Genomic DNA, 15,283 nt, shown 5'->3' with positions numbered 1-15,283 from the left:
GCGCTCAGTATACCCCAATGGCGCACCTCGGGGGCGGCCTGCGACGAACAGGCAGGCATGTGGGTTCTCAGGGGGCCGAGTCGTCGGCCAGTGCCTGGTCGACTCGGTCGAGCAGATCACGCACCTGCTGACGGGTTGAGCTGGCGTCCTGGTCCAGGCGCTGCTGCTTGTGCAGCAGGTCGTGGGTGATGTTCAGCGCGGCCATCACCGCCACGCGGTCGGCACCGATCACTTTGCCGCTGGTGCGGATTTCGCGCATCTTGCCGTCCAGGTAGCGGGCGGCGCTTTCCAGGTTGGCGCGTTCATCCTGCGGGCAGGCGATGCAATATTCTTTGTCCAGAATATGGACGGTCACGGTGTTCGGCTGGGTCATGAGTCCTGCTCCAGGGCTTTGAGGCGCGAAATCATCGATTCGACCTTGTGCCGGGCCAATTCGTTCTTTTCGATCAGATGAGCGCGTTCCTCGCGCCAGGCCTGTTCATTCGCCAGCAGGAGTCGGTTGTGAGCCTTTAGCTGCTCGACACGCTGGATCAGCAGCTCCAGCTTGGCGGTCAATGCGTGCAGTTCGGCGTCTTCCATGGGCTCTCGCTATGGGGAGGGAATGGCTGGACTATATAGGCCTGTCCCGGTCATGGGTCAAACCAAGGTTGGCAGTGGTGTGATGCAGATGACGGCATCACACCGGCGGCCTCGGATGGTCTTGGCGCGCTTGCCGGTGCTAGGATACGAAGCCTCCATTCTAGAGATTGCGCCGCCTGGCGCCTAGCTATCTATGTCGATTCCAAGCTCTCCCTATGCCGCCTTCGCCGCGCTGTTGAACAGCGCCGGGTATTCCGTTTCCCCTGCCGAACTGCACGGCCTGCTCCTCGGGCGCAGCTGTGCCGGTGCCGGCTTCGACGCTGACGCCTGGTTGCTCGATGCTGCCGATCTGCTCGGCGGCGAACCGCAGGACAGCGTACGCCAGGCGCTGATCGGTCTGCAGGAGATGGTCAAGGGTGAACTGTGCAGCGAGGACATCACCGTAGTTCTGCTGTTGCCCGATGACGAAACCCCGCTGGCGCAGCGCGCCGCCGCTCTGGGCCAATGGTGTCAGGGCTTTCTCGGCGGCTTCGGTCTGACCGCCCGCGACGGCGCGCTGAGCGCCGAGGCCATGGAGGTGTTGCAGGATCTCTCCGCCATCGCCCAGGTGCAGAGCGCCCTGGAAGAATCCGAAGACGGCGAGAGCGACTACATGGAGGTCATGGAGTACCTGCGTGTGGCGCCGCTGTTGCTGTTTACCGAGTGCGCCAAGCCCGCTGTGCCTGCCGCCAAACCCTCCCTGCACTGATTGTCCGCCGGAGCCTGCCTTGATCAGCATCCCCAAGTCCGAATATGCCCGTCGGCGCAAGGCGCTGATGGCGCAGATGGAACCCAACAGTATCGCCATCCTGCCGGCGGCGCCGGTGTATATCCGCAACCGCGACGTCGAGCACGTCTACCGACAGGACAGCGACTTCCAGTACCTCACCGGCTTCCCCGAGCCGGAGGCGGTGATGGCGCTGATTCCCGGGCGTGAGCATGGTGAATATGTACTGTTCTGCCGCGAGCGCGATCCCGAGCGTGAACTGTGGGATGGCCTGCGTGCCGGCCAGGACGGCGCGATCAGCAAGTTCGGCGCCGACGACGCCTTTCCCATCGGCGATATCGACGACATCCTGCCGGGGCTGATCGAGGGCCGCGAGCGCGTCTACTACGCCATCGGCTGCAATCAGGAGTTCGATCACCGGCTGATGGAGTGGGTCAACCACATCCGCGCCAAGGCCCGTCAAGGCGCCACGCCGCCGAACGAGTTCGTCGCCCTCAATCACCTGCTGCATGACATGCGCCTGTACAAGTCGGCTGCCGAAGTGAAGGTGATGAAGGAGGCCGCCGAGATCAGTGCGCGCGCCCATGTCCGCGCCATGCAGGCCAGCCGCGCCGGACTGTACGAATATCACCTGGAAGCCGAGCTGGATTACGAATTCCGCAAGGGCGGGGCGAAGATGCCGGCCTACGGCAGCATCGTCGCCGCCGGCCGCAATGCCTGCATCCTGCATTACCGCGAGAACGACGCCCTGCTCAGGGACGGCGATCTGGTGCTGATCGACGCCGGCTGCGAGATAGACTGCTACGCCAGCGACATCACCCGCACCTTCCCGGTCAGCGGCAGGTTCTCGCCGGAGCAGAAGGCCATCTACGAGCTGGTGCTCGAGGCCAACGAGGAGGCCTTCAAGTATATCGCCCCCGGCCGGCACTGGAACGAGGCCCACGAGGCCACCGTGCGGGTGATCACCGCCGGCCTGGTGGAACTGGGGCTGCTCAGCGGCGAGGTTGACGAGCTGATCGCCAGCGAGGCCTACAAACCCTTCTACATGCACCGCGCCGGCCACTGGCTGGGCATGGATGTGCACGATGTCGGCGACTACAAGGTTGGCGGCGAATGGCGCGTGCTCGAACCGGGCATGGCGATGACCGTGGAGCCAGGCATCTATATCGCCCCCGACAACGACAAGGTCGCCAAGAAATGGCGCGGCATCGGCGTGCGCATCGAGGATGATGTGGTGGTGACCCGCCAGGGCTGCGAGATTCTCACCGGCGGCGTGCCCAAGACCGTCGTCGAGATCGAGGCACTGATGGCTGCCGCGCGCACCGAGGCGGCCTGAGGCCATGTCCCGTGTGAACCTGGCGATCGTCGGTGGCGGTCTGGTCGGCGCCAGCCTGGCGCTGGCCCTGCAGGACACCGCACGCGAGCGTGGCTGGCGCATCGCCCTGATCGAACCCTTCGCACCGGGCAGCGAATATCAGCCCAGCTATGACGCCCGCTCCACCGCGCTGTCCTACGGCAGCCGGCTGATCTACGAACGCCTCGGCCTGTGGCAGAGCATCGTCCGGCGCGCCGAGCCGATTCAGCAGATTCATGTTTCCGATCGCGGCCGCTTCGGCGCGACCCGCCTGCAGGCCATCGAGGAAGGCGTGCCGGCGCTTGGCTACGTGGTGGAGAACGCCTGGATCGGCCATTGCCTGTGGCAGGCGCTGGATCAGGACCTGATCGAATGGCGTTGTCCGGCCGAGGTGGTCGGCATGCAGCGCCTCGACGACGGCTATCGCCTGACCCTGAACGACGAAAGCTGTCTCGACTGCGATCTGGCCGTGCTCGCCGACGGCGGGCGCTCCGGGCTGCGTGAGCAACTCGGCATCAACGTCAGCAGCAAGCCCTATGGGCAGAGCGCGCTGATTGCCAACGTCAGCCCGCTGGAGGCGCATCGAGGTCAGGCCTTCGAACGCTTCACCGATGACGGCCCTATGGCCATGCTGCCGCTGAGTGACAATCGTTGCGCGCTGGTCTGGACGCGCAGCAACGCCGATGCCGAGCGTTTGCTGCGTGTCAGCGAGGCACGGTTTCTCGGCGAACTGCAGCAGTCCTTCGGCTATCGCCTGGGCGCCTTGCAGCAGGTTGGTGCACGGCACCTCTATCCATTGAGCCTGATCGAGGCGCAGGAGCAGGTGCGGGCGCATCTGGTGGTACTGGGCAATGCCGCGCATAGCCTGCACCCCATTGCCGGTCAGGGTTACAACCTGTCGCTGCGCGATACCCTGGCGCTGGCTGAGGTGCTGATCGGCAGCGAGGCCAGCCTGGGCGATTTCGCCACGCTGCAGCGCTACCGGCAGCGACAGCAACTCGATCAGCAGATGACAGTCGGTTTCTCCGACCAGGTGACACGTCTGTTCAGCAATGCCCAGCCGCTGCTGGCTGCCGGGCGCAACCTGGGCCTGCTCGGGCTTGACCTGTTGCCACCGGCCAAGCGCTGGTTCGCCCGGCAGGCAATGGGTATGGGCACGCGAAGCCTCTGACAGCCAAGGAATGAATATGCGAGCGGATCTGATCATCGTCGGCGCCGGAATGGTCGGCAGTACCCTGGCCCTGGCGCTTGAACACAGCGGCCTGGACATCCTGATCGTCGACGGCAGCCCGCTCAGCGTAGCGCCGTTCGATGCGCAGGCGGCGTTCGAGCCGCGCGTCAGCGCCCTGTCGATGGCCAGCCAGCGCATTCTCGAACGTCTGGGCGCCTGGCAGGGTATTGCCGCACGACGCGCCTGCCCCTATGGCGAGATGCGCGTGTGGGACGGCTCGGGCACCGGCAGCATCCACTTCGCTGCGGCCAGCGTACATGCCGAGACCCTTGGTCATATCGTCGAGAACCGTGTGGTGCAGGACGCCCTGCTCGATCGCCTGCACGACAGCCAGATCGGTCTGCTGCCGGGGGCGCGCCTGGAACAATTGCGCCGCAGCGGAGACGACTGGCTGCTGACCCTCACCGATGGTCGCCAGCTGCGCGCACCGCTGCTGGTGGCAGCTGATGGCGCCAACTCCGCGGTACGTCGCCTGGCCGGTTGCGCCACCCGCGAGTGGGATTATCTGCATCACGCCATCGTCACCAGCGTGCGCTGCGAGCGCCCGCACCAGGCCACCGCCTGGCAGCGTTTTACCGATGACGGCCCGCTGGCCTTCCTGCCCCTGGCGGGGGCGGCCGGTGAGCACTGGTGTTCCATCGTCTGGTCCACCGTGCCGGCCGAGGCCGAGCGTCTGATGGCGCTGGATGATGAATCCTTCTGCGCCGAGCTGGGCAAGGCCTTCGAACACCGCCTAGGCGAGGTGCTGCATGCCGACCGCAGGCTGTGCATTCCGCTGCGCCAGCGGCATGCCAAACGTTATGTCGAGCCAGGGTTGGCACTGGTCGGTGATGCCGCGCATACCATCCACCCGCTGGCCGGGCAGGGCGTCAATCTGGGCTTCCTCGACGCCGCGGTACTCGCCGAGGTGCTGCTGCACGCCGCCGAACGTGGCGAGAGCCTGAGCGAGGAGCGGGTGCTGAGCCGCTTCGAGCGGCGGCGCATGCCGCACAATCTGACGATGATGGCTGCGATGGAAGGCTTCCAGCGTCTGTTCCAGGCTGATCCCCTGCCGCTGCGCCTGCTGCGCAATGTCGGCCTCGACCTGGTCGATGGTCAGGCAGAAGCCAAGGCGCTGTTCGTGCGCCAGGCACTCGGTCTCTCGGGGGATTTGCCGGAGCTGGCAAGGGCCTGATCCAGCCCGTTGCTGCCGGCAGATCTGCTGGCGGCCCGGGAGGGCGAAAACACCTTGTAATAACTGGTGCCCCCTGCTTCAGCATTTATATTGAGAAGGCAAATAGCATTCACTACTATTTAGCCACTTCGATTTCCACTTAACGAGGCTGGTTTAATGAAGGCTCGCAACGCTCTGCTCGCTGCATTCACCCTCAGCACCTTGGCAACTGCCGTCCAGGCCGCCGACGAAGTCGTGGTCTACACCTCGCGAATCGACGAGCTGATCAAGCCGGTGTTCGATGCCTACACCGCCAAGACCGGTGTGAAGGTCAAGTTCATCACCGACAAGGAAGCGCCGCTGATCGCCCGCCTCAAGGCCGAAGGCGCCAACACTCCGGCCGACATGCTGATCACCGTCGATGCCGGCAACCTCTGGCAGGCCGAGAAGGAAGGCGTGCTGCAGCCGACCAAGTCCGACGTGATCGACGCCAATATCCCCCCTCAGTACCGCTCCAGCACCGACAGCTGGACCGGCCTGTCGCTGCGTGCACGGACCATTTTCTACTCCACCGAGCGCGTCAAGCCGGAGGAGCTGTCCACCTACGAAGCGCTGGCCGACAAGAACTGGGAAGGCCGCCTGTGCCTGCGCACCAGCAAGAAGGTCTACAACCAGTCGCTGACCGCCACCCTGATCGAAACCCACGGTGCCGAGAAAACCGAAGAGATCGTCAAGGGCTGGGTCAACAACCTGGCCACCGACGTGTTTGCCGACGACACCGCCCTGCTGCAGGCCATCGACGCCGGCCAGTGCGACGTGGGCATCACCAACACCTACTACTACGGCCGTCTGCACAAGCAGCAGCCGGACCTGAAGGTGAAACCCTTCTGGCCGAACCAGAACGACCGTGGCGTGCACGTCAACCTGGCCGGCGCCGGCGTGACCAAGCACGCCCCGCATGCCGAAGAAGCGAGGAAGCTGCTGGAGTGGATGACCACCCCGGAAGCGCAGACCATCTTCGCCGGCGTCAACCAGGAGTTCCCGGCCAACCCGGCGGTCTCGCCGTCCGAGGAAGTGGCCGCCTGGGGCACCTTCAAGGCCGACTCCATCGCCACCGAGGTGGCCGGCAAGCGTCAGGCCGAGGCGACCATGCTGATGGATCGTGCCGGCTGGCAGTGATGCCTGGGGCGAAGGTGCGTCACGGCGTACCTTCGGCGATCCGCCCTGCTGCCGTTATACTGCGACGCCCCGCCTAGCCGGGGCGTCGTCCTTTCCGTAGTCGAGGAATCCGCGTGCCGCATCCCGTCCAGCGTCGCTGGTATCCCATCGTCCTTGCTGTCGCCGTCCTGGTGCTGATGCCGCTGTCGGTCCTGCTGCTGAGCTGGCATGAAGTCGATCAGCAGATCTGGGCGCACCTGTGGCAGACGCAGATGGCGCGGCTGATCGGCAACACCGTGACCCTGGTGCTTGGCGTCGGCATCGGTGTGACGCTGCTGGGCGTCAGCCTGGCCTGGCTTACCAGCCTCTGCGAATTTCCCGGCCGGCGCTGGCTGGACTGGGCCCTGATGTTGCCTTTTGCCATTCCCGCCTATGTGCTGGCATTCGTCTTCGTCGGCCTGCTGGATTTCGCCGGCCCGGTGCAGACGCTGCTGCGCGAATGGTTCGGCAGCGGCCTGCGCCTGCCGCGGGTGCGTTCCACCGGCGGGGTGATCATCGTTCTGGTTCTGGTGTTCTATCCCTATGTCTACCTGCTCGCCCGTGGCGCGTTCCTGGCTCAGGGCAAGGGGCTGATGGAAGCGGCGCGGGTGCTCGGGCAGAGCCCCTGGCAGGCCTTCTGGCGTGTGGCTCTGCCAATGGCGCGTCCGGCCATCGGTGCCGGTCTGGCGCTGGCGATCATGGAAACCCTGGCCGACTTCGGCGCGGTTTCGGTGTTCAACTTCGATACCTTTACCACGGCCATCTACAAGACCTGGTATAGCTTCTACAGCCTGACCAGCGCGACCCAGCTGGCCAGCCTGCTGCTGCTGGCGGTGGCCCTGGTGCTCTACGGCGAGCGTCGCGCGCGGGGGGTGGCGCGACCGGCCAACGAGCGGCCGCGCGGCAAGGCGCTGTATCACCTGCATGGCTGGAAGGCCTTTGCGGCCAGTGCCTGGTGCGGTCTGGTGTTCGCCTGCGCCTTCGTCATCCCGCTGCTGCAACTGCTGGTGTGGTTCTGGCAGCGCGGCCGTTTCGATCTCGACGAACGCTACGCCGGGCTGATCCTGCACACCCTGTATCTGGGCGGCATGGCTGCACTGATTACCGTCAGCGTGGCCATGCTGCTGGCCTTCGCCCGTCGTCAGGCACCGAATCGTGGTGTGCGACTTGGTGTGGCGCTGGGCAACATCGGCTATGCATTGCCGGGGTCGGTGCTGGCGGTGGCAATCATGCTGGCGTTCAGCTTCCTCGATCGCGAACTGGTGATCCCGCTCTCCAGCGCTCTGGGCGGAGCCGGCAAGCCGCTGCTGCTGGGCAGCCTGGCGGCGCTGCTGGTGGCCTATCTGATCCGCTTCATGGCGGTGGCCTTCGGGCCGCTGGAAACCAGCCTGGCACGGATCCGCCCGTCGCTGCCGGAGGCCTCGCGCAGCCTGGGCGTTGGCGGTGTTGGCCTGTTCTTCAGGGTTTACCTGCCGCTGCTGCTGCCGGGTACCTTGTCGGCCGCGCTGCTGGTGTTCGTCGACGTACTCAAGGAAATGCCGGCGACCCTGCTGATGCGGCCATTTGGCTGGGACACGCTGTCGGTGCGCGTATTCGAAATGACCAGCGAGGGCGAGTGGGCCCGTGCCGCGTTGCCGGCCTTGACCCTGGTGCTGGTCGGCCTGTTGCCGGTGATTCTGCTGATCCGTCGCTCGGCGCGCAGTTTCGGTTGAGGCGAGCCGCCTGCGAAGGTAACGACCTTTGGTCAGATGACCCCCGTCGACCTTGCGGCTACAATGCGCGCCATTCGCGAGTCGGGGCATCCCGACAGGCTGCTGAGAAACGTAAGCGAGGCCGCCAGTGCAAGGCGCAGCAGGCGAGGAAGCGGAGTGTGCTTTTGCACATGAGCATTTCCGGCTTGCCTGCAATGCAGCAATGGCAACGCAGCCAGTTTCTCGGGGCTTAATCGCTTCGCCAAGCCCGGAAGGAGATAACCCATGGGACAGCGTACCCCCCTTTATGACCTGCACCTGGCGCTGGGGGCCAAAATGGTGGACTTCGGCGGCTGGGACATGCCGCTGCACTATGGTTCGCAGGTGGAGGAGCACCATCAGGTGCGCCGCGACTGCGGCGTGTTCGACGTCTCGCATATGTGTGTGGTGGACGTCGGTGGCGGTCAGGCGCAGGCTTACCTGCAGCGTCTGCTGGCCAACGATGTGGCACGCCTGGAAAGTGCCGGCAAGGCACTGTACAGCGCCATGCTCAACGAGCAGGGCGGGGTGATCGACGACCTGATCGTCTACCTCACCGAAGAGGGCTACCGCCTGGTGGTCAATGCCGGTACCCGTGACAAGGACCTGGCGTGGATGCATGCGCAGGCTGGCGACTTCGATGTACAGCTGCGCGAGCGCCGTGATCTGGCCATGCTCGCCATTCAGGGGCCGAAGGCGCGGGCGCGCGTTTCCGAGCTGGTGACCCAGGCCCGCGCGGCGCTGATTCACGAGCTCAAGCCATTCCAGGGGCTGCCCGAAGGTGACTGGTTCATCGCCCGCACCGGTTATACCGGCGAAGATGGTCTGGAGATCGTGCTGCCGGTCACCGAGGTGGTGTCCTTCCTCAACGATCTGGTCGGCGCCGGTATCTCGCCCATCGGCCTCGGCGCCCGTGACACCCTGCGTCTGGAGGCAGGGATGAACCTCTATGGCCAGGACATGGATGAGCAGGTCAGCCCGCTGGCCGCCAACATGGCCTGGACCATCGCCTGGGAGCCTGCCGCGCGAGACTTCATCGGCCGTTCGGCGTTGGAGGCGCAACGCGCCGCCGGTTGCCCGAGCAAGCTGGTGGGGCTGGTGCTGGAGGAGCGGGGCGTACTGCGCGCGCATCAGGTGGTGCGCGTTGAAGGCATTGGCGACGGCGAGATCACCAGTGGCAGCTTCTCGCCTACGCTGAACAAATCCATCGCGCTGGCCCGGGTGCCGGCAGCGACCGGGGACCGTGCCGAGGTGGAGATTCGCGGCAAGTGGTACCCGGTACGGGTGGTCAAGCCGGGCTTCGTCCGCAACGGCAAAACCCTTATCTGAATCATCTGGTCGCGGCGTTGGCTTTCGCTCCAGCCGCGGCCTGCTAAATTGTCCTGACGGCCCACTTGCCGTCATCGCTTATGAGGAATCGAACAATGAGTAATATCCCTGCCGATCTGCGTTATGCCTCCAGTCACGAGTGGGCTCGTCTGGAAGCTGACGGTAGCGTGACCGTGGGCATTTCCGACCACGCCCAGGAAGCCCTAGGCGATGTGGTGTTCATCGAGCTGCCGGAAGTCGGCAAGCAGCTGAACGCCGGCCAGGAGGCGGGTGTGGTTGAGTCGGTCAAGGCTGCCTCCGACATCTACGCCCCGGTTGGCGGCGAAGTCATCGCCATCAACGAAGCACTGACCGACAGTCCGGAAAGCGTCAACAGCGACCCGTACGGCAGCTGGTTCTTCAAGCTCAAGCCCAGCGATGCCAGCGAGCTGGACAAGCTGCTGGACGCTGCCGCCTATCAGGCCAGTGCCGACGCCGACGCCTGATTCGCGTCGATACGCAGGAAACCCGCTTCGGCGGGTTTTTTGTTGCCGGCGTATCGCTCGCGTACTGCTCATTGCCCGTATCAGTGGCCATCGGGTTGCATCCGCCTGAGTGGAATCTTCCGCTTCTGCCGGGTGTTACCGCTGCGGTGTAAGGCTTTGAAAAACGAAGTGAAACAAATCAATTGATGGCGAATGCATGTGCAGCTTGATGCAGATCAAGCCGCACCGGGTGGGCGCTGGGCATGGTCAGCACATAACCAGAACAGCCAATACCTGAGGAGATAACACATGCGTACGCTAAGTCTGATGGCCGGTTTGTGCCTGGGCGCCAGCGCCTGGGCCGCAGTACCGGACAACGAACCCGTACAGTTCATCGCCCCCGCCGAGATCACCGACCCTGCCAAGGTGGAGTTGGGCAAGCAGTTGTTCTTCGATCCGCGCCTGTCGCGTTCGGGGTTCATCTCATGCAACTCCTGCCACAACCTGTCCATGGGCGGCAGTGACAACCTGCCCAGCTCCATCGGCCATAACTGGCAGCAGGGGCCGATCAACTCGCCCACCGTACTCAACTCCAGCCTGAACCTGGCGCAGTTCTGGGATGGCCGCGCCGCCGATCTCAAGGAGCAGGCCGCCGGGCCTATCTCCAACCCGAAGGAGATGGCCTTCACCCACATTCTGGCCATCGACGTGCTGCGCTCGATCCCGCAGTACCGGGAGTCGTTCAAGGCCGTGTACAAAAAGGACGAGATCACGCTGGATGAAGTGACCGACGCCATCGCCGAATTCGAAAAGACCCTGGTCACGCCCAATTCGCGTTTCGACCTGTGGCTCAAGGGCGACCAGCAGGCCATCACCCAGACCGAACTGGAAGGCTACGAGCTGTTCAAGTCCATCGGTTGCGTGGCCTGCCACAATGGCCCGGCGCTGGGCGGCAACTCGTTCCAGAAGATGGGCCTGGTCGAACCCTATGAAACCAGCAACCCCGCCGAAGGCGTGGCCGGCCTGACCGGCAAGGATGCAGACCGCTTCAAGTTCAAGGTGCCGACCCTGCGCAACGTCGAGCTGACCTATCCCTACTTCCACGACGGCGCCTACTGGAAGCTGGAGGAATCCGTGGACATCATGGCGCGCCTGCAACTGGGTCGACAGCTGAGCGAGCAGGAGATCGGCAAGATCACTGCCTTCCTCAAGACCCTGACCGGTGAGCAGCCGAGCTTCGCTCTGCCGATCCTGCCGCCGTCCAGCAACGATACGCCGCGTCCGCAGCCGTTCGAGTGAGCTGGCTGTAACGAAAACGCCCGGCACATGTCGGGCGTTTTGCGTTTCGTGGGGCGAGGTGTCAGCCCCTGGGCTGCTGCTGGGTGATGCAATGGATATTGCCACCACCGAGCAGAATCTCGCGGCCGGGCACCATCACCACGCGATGCTCGGGGAACACCCGCTGCAAAATGGCGCAGGCTTCCTCGTCCTTAGGGTCGTCGAAGCTCGGCGCGACGATGCCGCCGTTGACGATCAGGAAGTTGACGTAGGAGCCGGCCAGGCGGATCGACGGGTCACGCTCCTGGCTGCCCTCGACGATGTCGACGCCGGCGCACTCTTCTTCGGTGGCATGGATCGGCGCGGGGATCGGCATCTTGTGTACGGTCAGCTGGCGACCCTTGGCATCACGAGCGCTTTCCAGCACGCGCATGGCGGCCTGGCAGCGCGGATAGTTGGGGTCGTTCGCATCATCGGTCCAGGCCAGCAGCACTTCGCCCGGGCGCACGTAGCAGCAGAAGTTGTCGACGTGGCCGTCGGTCTCGTCGTTGTACAGCCCATCCGGCAGCCAGATCACCGTATCGATGGCCAGGTGCTCGCGCAGCACGGCCTCGATCTGTTCGCGCGACAGGTGCGGGTTGCGGTTCTTGTTCAGCAGGCATTCTTCGGTGGTGATCAGGGTGCCTTCGCCGTCGACGTGGATCGAGCCGCCTTCGAGGACGAAACCTTCGGTGCGGTAGCGCTTGTAGCCTTCGATCTCGAGAATCTTGCGCGCCACCTGGTCGTCTCGCTGCCACGGCCAGTACAGGCCGCCATCGAAACCGCCCCAGGCGTTGAAGGTCCAGTCCACGCCGCGCACGTCGCCATTGGAATGGGTCACGAAGGTCGGCCCGGTATCGCGTACCCAGGCATCGTCAGTGGTGATTTCCACCAGGCGGATGTTGTCGTCGTCCAGGCGCGCTCGGGCATTTTCGTACTGCGCGTCGGAGACGCAGACGGTCACCGGCTCGAACTGGGCGATGGCTTTGGCCACGGCGGTGAAGGCCGCCTGCGCCGGCTTGGCGCCGTTGCGCCAGTTGTCCGGGCGCTCCGGCCAGACCATCCAGGTCTTGCTGTGGGTTTCCCATTCGGCCGGCATGCGAAAGCCGTCGGCGCGTGGAGTGGTGGTCAGTGTGGTCATATTTCACCTGTAGCCGGATGCAATCCGGAAAGTCGTGAGAAAAAGCCCCGGCCTGCATCCGGGCCAGGTTCACTCGCAGGGGCGTTCGCCGTCGAGCGTGGAAAGCGGCCAGTATAGGTTCGGCCGGCGGTCGCGGAACACACCCCAGGCGGTGCGCACCTTCTCCAGGGCGTCCAGATCGAAGCCGTGTACCAGAACACCTTCCTCGGTCTGGTTCAGTTCCCGGACCTTCGCACCGTACTGGTCGGCGATGAATGAACTGCCGTAGAAGGTGATGTCGTAGCCGTCCTGTTCTTCCCTGCCGATACGGTTGCTGGCCACCAGCGGCATCAGGTTGGCGCCGGCGTGACCTTGCTGCACGCGCTGCCAGTGTTCGCGCGAGGTGATGCTGGCGTCGTGCGGTTCGCTGCCGATGGCGGTCGGGTAGAAGAGGATTTCCGCACCCAACAGCGCCATGCTGCGCGCGCACTCCGGGAACCACTGGTCCCAGCAGATGCCCACACCGATCCGCGCATAGGCGGTGTCCCAGACCTTGAAGCCGGTATCGCCCGGGTTGAAGTAGTACTTCTCGTGATAGCCGGGGCCGTCCGGGATATGGCTTTTCCGATAAATCCCGAGGTTCGTGCCATCGGCATCGATGATGGCGATGCTGTTGAAGCGAGCGCGGCCGGCGCGCTCGAAGAAGCTGATCGGCAGCACCACTTTCAGCTCGGCGGCCACTTTCCGAAAGTGCGCGATAGCCGGGTTTTCCTCGACCGTGGTTGCCAGCTGGGTGTAGTCGGCATTGGGCTTCTGGCAGAAGTAGGGCGTCTCGAACAGCTCCTGGATCAGGATGATCTGGGCACCCTGGGCTGCAGCCTGACGTACCAGTCTTTCCGCGTTGGCGATGTTGGTCTGGGTATCCCAGGAGCAGGCCATCTGGGTGGCGGCAACGGTAACGATACGGGACATGAAGCACCTCTCTAGCTCGTTCACGGGCCGCTCCGGTGAGTCGGAAGGCCTTACTGTTCGGTCATCAATCAGGGCGAATGATCGATTTATATCCGATAAATATCGATATTAGAAGAGGTTTGAAGCTTCCTGAGCCGATATTTTTCGATTTTTATCGAATTTGTGGGCGCGCCTAGCGCCATGCAAGGTGGCCGAAGATGGGCGAGAGGTGCGGGCGCTGCGGATCAGTCCCGCGGCGTCGGGCGTTTTGGCAGGCAGGCTGGCAGGTACAGGCCGAGGTAGGCATCGAACACGCGCATGCCTTCCTCGGCCAGGCGTGGGGTGATTTGGCCGTGCAGCTGCACCGAACGGGCATAGACGCGATCGCCCAGGGACATGGCCAGGCTGAATACGTCGATATCTGTCGGCAATTGCGGCAGGGGGAAGTGGCGGTCGAACAGCGCGTGCATCAGTCGCCCCAGCTCCAGATCGTGCTGGTGATCGGCCTGGGTGACTTCTGCCAGACCGTGCTGGGCGAGGATCAGCTGACGCGCAGCGGCATCGGCTTCGTAGATGGCCAGCATGCGCTGCTCGACCAGTCGCGAGAGGTCGTGCCAGCTGCGCAGGGCGGCATGCTCGACCGGCTCCAGCAGGCTGGCGCGAAAGGCTGCATGTACGTCGGCCGTCAGCCCTTCGAGCAGGGCCGGTACGCTGGCGAAGAAGTGATACACCGACGAAGGCGGAATCCCGGCGCGCTCGGCCACCGTGTAGATCGACAGGCTGGCCATGCCCTGCTCGGCCAGCAGTTCGCGGGCGGCAGCGAGGATGCCGGCGATCCTCGCCTGGCTGCTGGCGCGCGGCTTGCGGGGACTGGCGGTGCGCGACATGGGGAGCTCCTCGGTGGGCGAGGCGCTATTGGACGTCAGTCGGCGCCGGCGAGGCAAGCCTCGCCGTAGCCATCAGCTATCGTCACGGAAGCGCTGCCAGACGTCGCTGCGGACCTGAGCATGCTTCTGCGAAAGGACTTCCAGCGGATACAGACGGCGCTTGGTGTCCTGATCCGGATAGAGGCCGGGCTGGGCCAGCAGGGCGCTGTCGATGAACTGGGCCGAGTCGGCGTTGCCGTTGGGGTAGAGCGTCTCTGCGGTGATCTGGGCGATCACCTGCGGCTGCATCAGGTAGTCGATGAAGCGGTGAGCGAGATCCGGACGGCTGGCATTGGCCGGAATCACCAGGTTGTCGATGAACAGTACCGAGCCTTCATCGGGGACAACGAAGCTTACCGGCTGTCCGGCCTGTGCGGCGGCGAGGGCGTCGCCGACCCAGGCCATGGCCAGGCACAGATGACCGTTGTTGAGGTCTTCGATATAGCGTTCGCTGTCGACGTAGCGCAGGTTCGGACGCAGGGCCTCGAGCACGCCGCCGGCCCGTTCTATCCGGCTCGGTGCGCTGCGCGCGAGGCTGCGCCCCTGATAGTTGAGCAGCAGCGACAGGGTTTCGTCCGGTGCATCCAGCACGCTGATGCCGCAACTGGCCAGGCGCCGGCTCTGCTCGGGGTCGAACAGCAGGCTCCAGCTGTTGGGCAGCGGCCCGCCATAGGCCGTTTCGGCCTGCGGCGTGTTGATTGCCAGGCCGACCGCGCCCCACAGGTAGGGAACGGCGTGCTGGTTCTGCGGGTCGACCGCGGCCAGCTTGCTCAGCAGCTGCTTGTCCAGGTGCTTGCGGTTGGGCAGCAGGCCGAAGTCCAGCGGGCGAATGCGGCCGCTGGTGATCAGTCCGGGCAGCTCATTGTGCGAGGGAACGGCGATGTCGATGGGCTGGCCGCTTTGCAGTGCGGCGGCCAGCTCTTCAGCGCTGGCGAAGGTGTGGTACTCGACCTCGATGCCGGTATCGCGGGTAAAGCTCTCCAGTACCTGCGGTGCGATGTAGTCGTTCCAGTTGTAGACACGGATGCTGTCGGCGGCCTGTGTCAGGCCGGAGAAGAGGCCAAGCAGGACGGCGGCAATGACGCGTTGCATGAGTAGCTCCCTGATGGATGAAGACAACAGTATCCGGTGGCCTTCGCCGCCGGTGGTTGATTCATGTCAGCGGA

The 15,283-nt window shown here is 64.5% G+C and carries 15 protein-coding genes; 9 read left to right on the top strand and 6 right to left on the bottom strand.

All coding sequences use genetic code 11. The annotated features are described in order from the left end of the window. Positions 1-67: 67 nt before the first annotated feature. Together OEG79_RS19480 and OEG79_RS19475 are read right to left on the bottom strand one after the other, a co-directional pair. Entirely contained in the window at positions 68-373 is a 306-nt protein-coding gene (locus OEG79_RS19480; protein ID WP_264146583.1) for a cell division protein ZapA, read from the bottom strand. After that, a complete protein-coding gene (locus OEG79_RS19475; protein ID WP_013713533.1) occupies positions 370-579 on the bottom strand; it encodes a TIGR02449 family protein in 210 nt (69 codons plus the stop codon). Before OEG79_RS19475 ends, OEG79_RS19480 begins: the two co-directional genes overlap by 4 nt. 193 nt (positions 580-772) lie before the next feature. Between OEG79_RS19475 and OEG79_RS19470 the strand changes: the two genes are divergently transcribed. The 9 genes from OEG79_RS19470 to OEG79_RS19430 all read left to right on the top strand — a co-directional run bounded on the left by OEG79_RS19470 (position 773) and on the right by OEG79_RS19430 (position 11,102). After that, entirely contained in the window at positions 773-1,327 is a 555-nt protein-coding gene (locus OEG79_RS19470; RefSeq protein ID WP_264146582.1) for a YecA family protein, read from the top strand. Between the two features lie 19 nt (positions 1,328-1,346). Then, the gene (pepP, locus tag OEG79_RS19465; protein ID WP_264146581.1) at positions 1,347-2,681 is read left to right on the top strand and encodes a Xaa-Pro aminopeptidase; all 1,335 of its coding nucleotides are present in this window, start codon (positions 1,347-1,349) and stop codon (positions 2,679-2,681) included. 4 nt (positions 2,682-2,685) lie between these two features. Next, complete coding sequence (gene ubiH, locus OEG79_RS19460) at positions 2,686-3,870, top strand: 2-octaprenyl-6-methoxyphenyl hydroxylase (RefSeq protein ID WP_264146580.1); 1,185 nt, start codon at positions 2,686-2,688, stop codon at positions 3,868-3,870. Between the two features lie 16 nt (positions 3,871-3,886). Beyond that, positions 3,887-5,104 carry a 2-octaprenyl-3-methyl-6-methoxy-1,4-benzoquinol hydroxylase gene (locus OEG79_RS19455; RefSeq protein ID WP_264146579.1) on the top strand — a complete coding sequence of 406 codons (1,218 nt, stop codon included), beginning with the start codon at positions 3,887-3,889 and terminating at the stop codon, positions 5,102-5,104. Between the two features lie 156 nt (positions 5,105-5,260). Then, complete coding sequence (locus OEG79_RS19450; RefSeq protein WP_264146578.1) at positions 5,261-6,262, top strand: extracellular solute-binding protein; 1,002 nt, start codon at positions 5,261-5,263, stop codon at positions 6,260-6,262. Positions 6,263-6,375: 113 nt separating this feature from the next. Then, the gene (locus OEG79_RS19445) at positions 6,376-7,992 is read left to right on the top strand and encodes an ABC transporter permease (RefSeq protein ID WP_264146577.1); all 1,617 of its coding nucleotides are present in this window, start codon (positions 6,376-6,378) and stop codon (positions 7,990-7,992) included. 264 nt (positions 7,993-8,256) lie between these two features. Continuing rightward, positions 8,257-9,339, top strand: coding sequence for a glycine cleavage system aminomethyltransferase GcvT (gene gcvT, locus OEG79_RS19440; RefSeq protein ID WP_264146576.1), 1,083 nt, complete (start codon positions 8,257-8,259; stop codon positions 9,337-9,339). A gap of 95 nt (positions 9,340-9,434) precedes the next feature. Then, complete coding sequence (gene gcvH / locus OEG79_RS19435) at positions 9,435-9,824, top strand: glycine cleavage system protein GcvH (RefSeq protein ID WP_264146575.1); 390 nt, start codon at positions 9,435-9,437, stop codon at positions 9,822-9,824. 288 nt (positions 9,825-10,112) lie between these two features. Continuing rightward, complete coding sequence (locus tag OEG79_RS19430; protein ID WP_276488123.1) at positions 10,113-11,102, top strand: cytochrome-c peroxidase; 990 nt, start codon at positions 10,113-10,115, stop codon at positions 11,100-11,102. A 61-nt stretch (positions 11,103-11,163) separates the two neighbouring features. Here OEG79_RS19430 and aguA read toward each other — a convergent pair whose 3' ends face one another. The 4 genes from aguA to OEG79_RS19410 all read right to left on the bottom strand — a co-directional run bounded on the left by aguA (position 11,164) and on the right by OEG79_RS19410 (position 15,209). Continuing rightward, positions 11,164-12,261 (bottom strand): agmatine deiminase, encoded by a 1,098-nt coding sequence (aguA, locus tag OEG79_RS19425; protein WP_264146574.1) that lies wholly within the window; start codon positions 12,259-12,261, stop codon positions 11,164-11,166. Positions 12,262-12,330: 69 nt separating this feature from the next. Further along, on the bottom strand, positions 12,331-13,212 hold the full coding sequence (gene aguB, locus OEG79_RS19420) for an N-carbamoylputrescine amidase (RefSeq protein WP_264146573.1): 882 nt from the start codon (positions 13,210-13,212) through the stop codon (positions 12,331-12,333). Positions 13,213-13,436: 224 nt separating this feature from the next. Then, positions 13,437-14,078 carry a TetR/AcrR family transcriptional regulator gene (locus OEG79_RS19415; RefSeq protein ID WP_264146572.1) on the bottom strand — a complete coding sequence of 214 codons (642 nt, stop codon included), beginning with the start codon at positions 14,076-14,078 and terminating at the stop codon, positions 13,437-13,439. A gap of 72 nt (positions 14,079-14,150) precedes the next feature. Next, on the bottom strand, positions 14,151-15,209 hold the full coding sequence (locus OEG79_RS19410; protein WP_264146571.1) for an extracellular solute-binding protein: 1,059 nt from the start codon (positions 15,207-15,209) through the stop codon (positions 14,151-14,153). Positions 15,210-15,283 lie beyond the last annotated feature (74 nt).

Origin of the sequence: Pseudomonas sp. Z8(2022) (genome assembly GCF_025837155.1) — a bacterium.
Classification (GTDB): Bacteria; Pseudomonadota; Gammaproteobacteria; order Pseudomonadales; family Pseudomonadaceae; genus Aquipseudomonas.
The sequence above is the reverse complement of the archived record's forward strand: the minus strand, read 5'-3'. Positions and strand labels throughout refer to the sequence as shown.

Excerpts from the sequence above, each read along its gene's own strand:
- OEG79_RS19480 (WP_264146583.1), bottom strand. The coding sequence starts at position 373 with ATGACCCAGCCGAACACCGTGACCGTCCATATTCTGGACAAAGAATAT.
- OEG79_RS19475 (WP_013713533.1), bottom strand. The coding sequence starts at position 579 with ATGGAAGACGCCGAACTGCACGCATTGACCGCCAAGCTGGAGCTGCTG.
- OEG79_RS19470 (WP_264146582.1), top strand. The coding sequence starts at position 773 with ATGTCGATTCCAAGCTCTCCCTATGCCGCCTTCGCCGCGCTGTTGAAC.
- ubiH (WP_264146580.1), top strand. The coding sequence starts at position 2,686 with ATGTCCCGTGTGAACCTGGCGATCGTCGGTGGCGGTCTGGTCGGCGCC.
- OEG79_RS19455 (WP_264146579.1), top strand. The coding sequence starts at position 3,887 with ATGCGAGCGGATCTGATCATCGTCGGCGCCGGAATGGTCGGCAGTACC.
- OEG79_RS19450 (WP_264146578.1), top strand. The coding sequence starts at position 5,261 with ATGAAGGCTCGCAACGCTCTGCTCGCTGCATTCACCCTCAGCACCTTG.
- gcvT (WP_264146576.1), top strand. The coding sequence starts at position 8,257 with ATGGGACAGCGTACCCCCCTTTATGACCTGCACCTGGCGCTGGGGGCC.
- gcvH (WP_264146575.1), top strand. The coding sequence starts at position 9,435 with ATGAGTAATATCCCTGCCGATCTGCGTTATGCCTCCAGTCACGAGTGG.
- OEG79_RS19430 (WP_276488123.1), top strand. The coding sequence starts at position 10,113 with ATGCGTACGCTAAGTCTGATGGCCGGTTTGTGCCTGGGCGCCAGCGCC.
- aguA (WP_264146574.1), bottom strand. The coding sequence starts at position 12,261 with ATGACCACACTGACCACCACTCCACGCGCCGACGGCTTTCGCATGCCG.
- aguB (WP_264146573.1), bottom strand. The coding sequence starts at position 13,212 with ATGTCCCGTATCGTTACCGTTGCCGCCACCCAGATGGCCTGCTCCTGG.
- OEG79_RS19415 (WP_264146572.1), bottom strand. The coding sequence starts at position 14,078 with ATGTCGCGCACCGCCAGTCCCCGCAAGCCGCGCGCCAGCAGCCAGGCG.
- OEG79_RS19410 (WP_264146571.1), bottom strand. The coding sequence starts at position 15,209 with ATGCAACGCGTCATTGCCGCCGTCCTGCTTGGCCTCTTCTCCGGCCTG.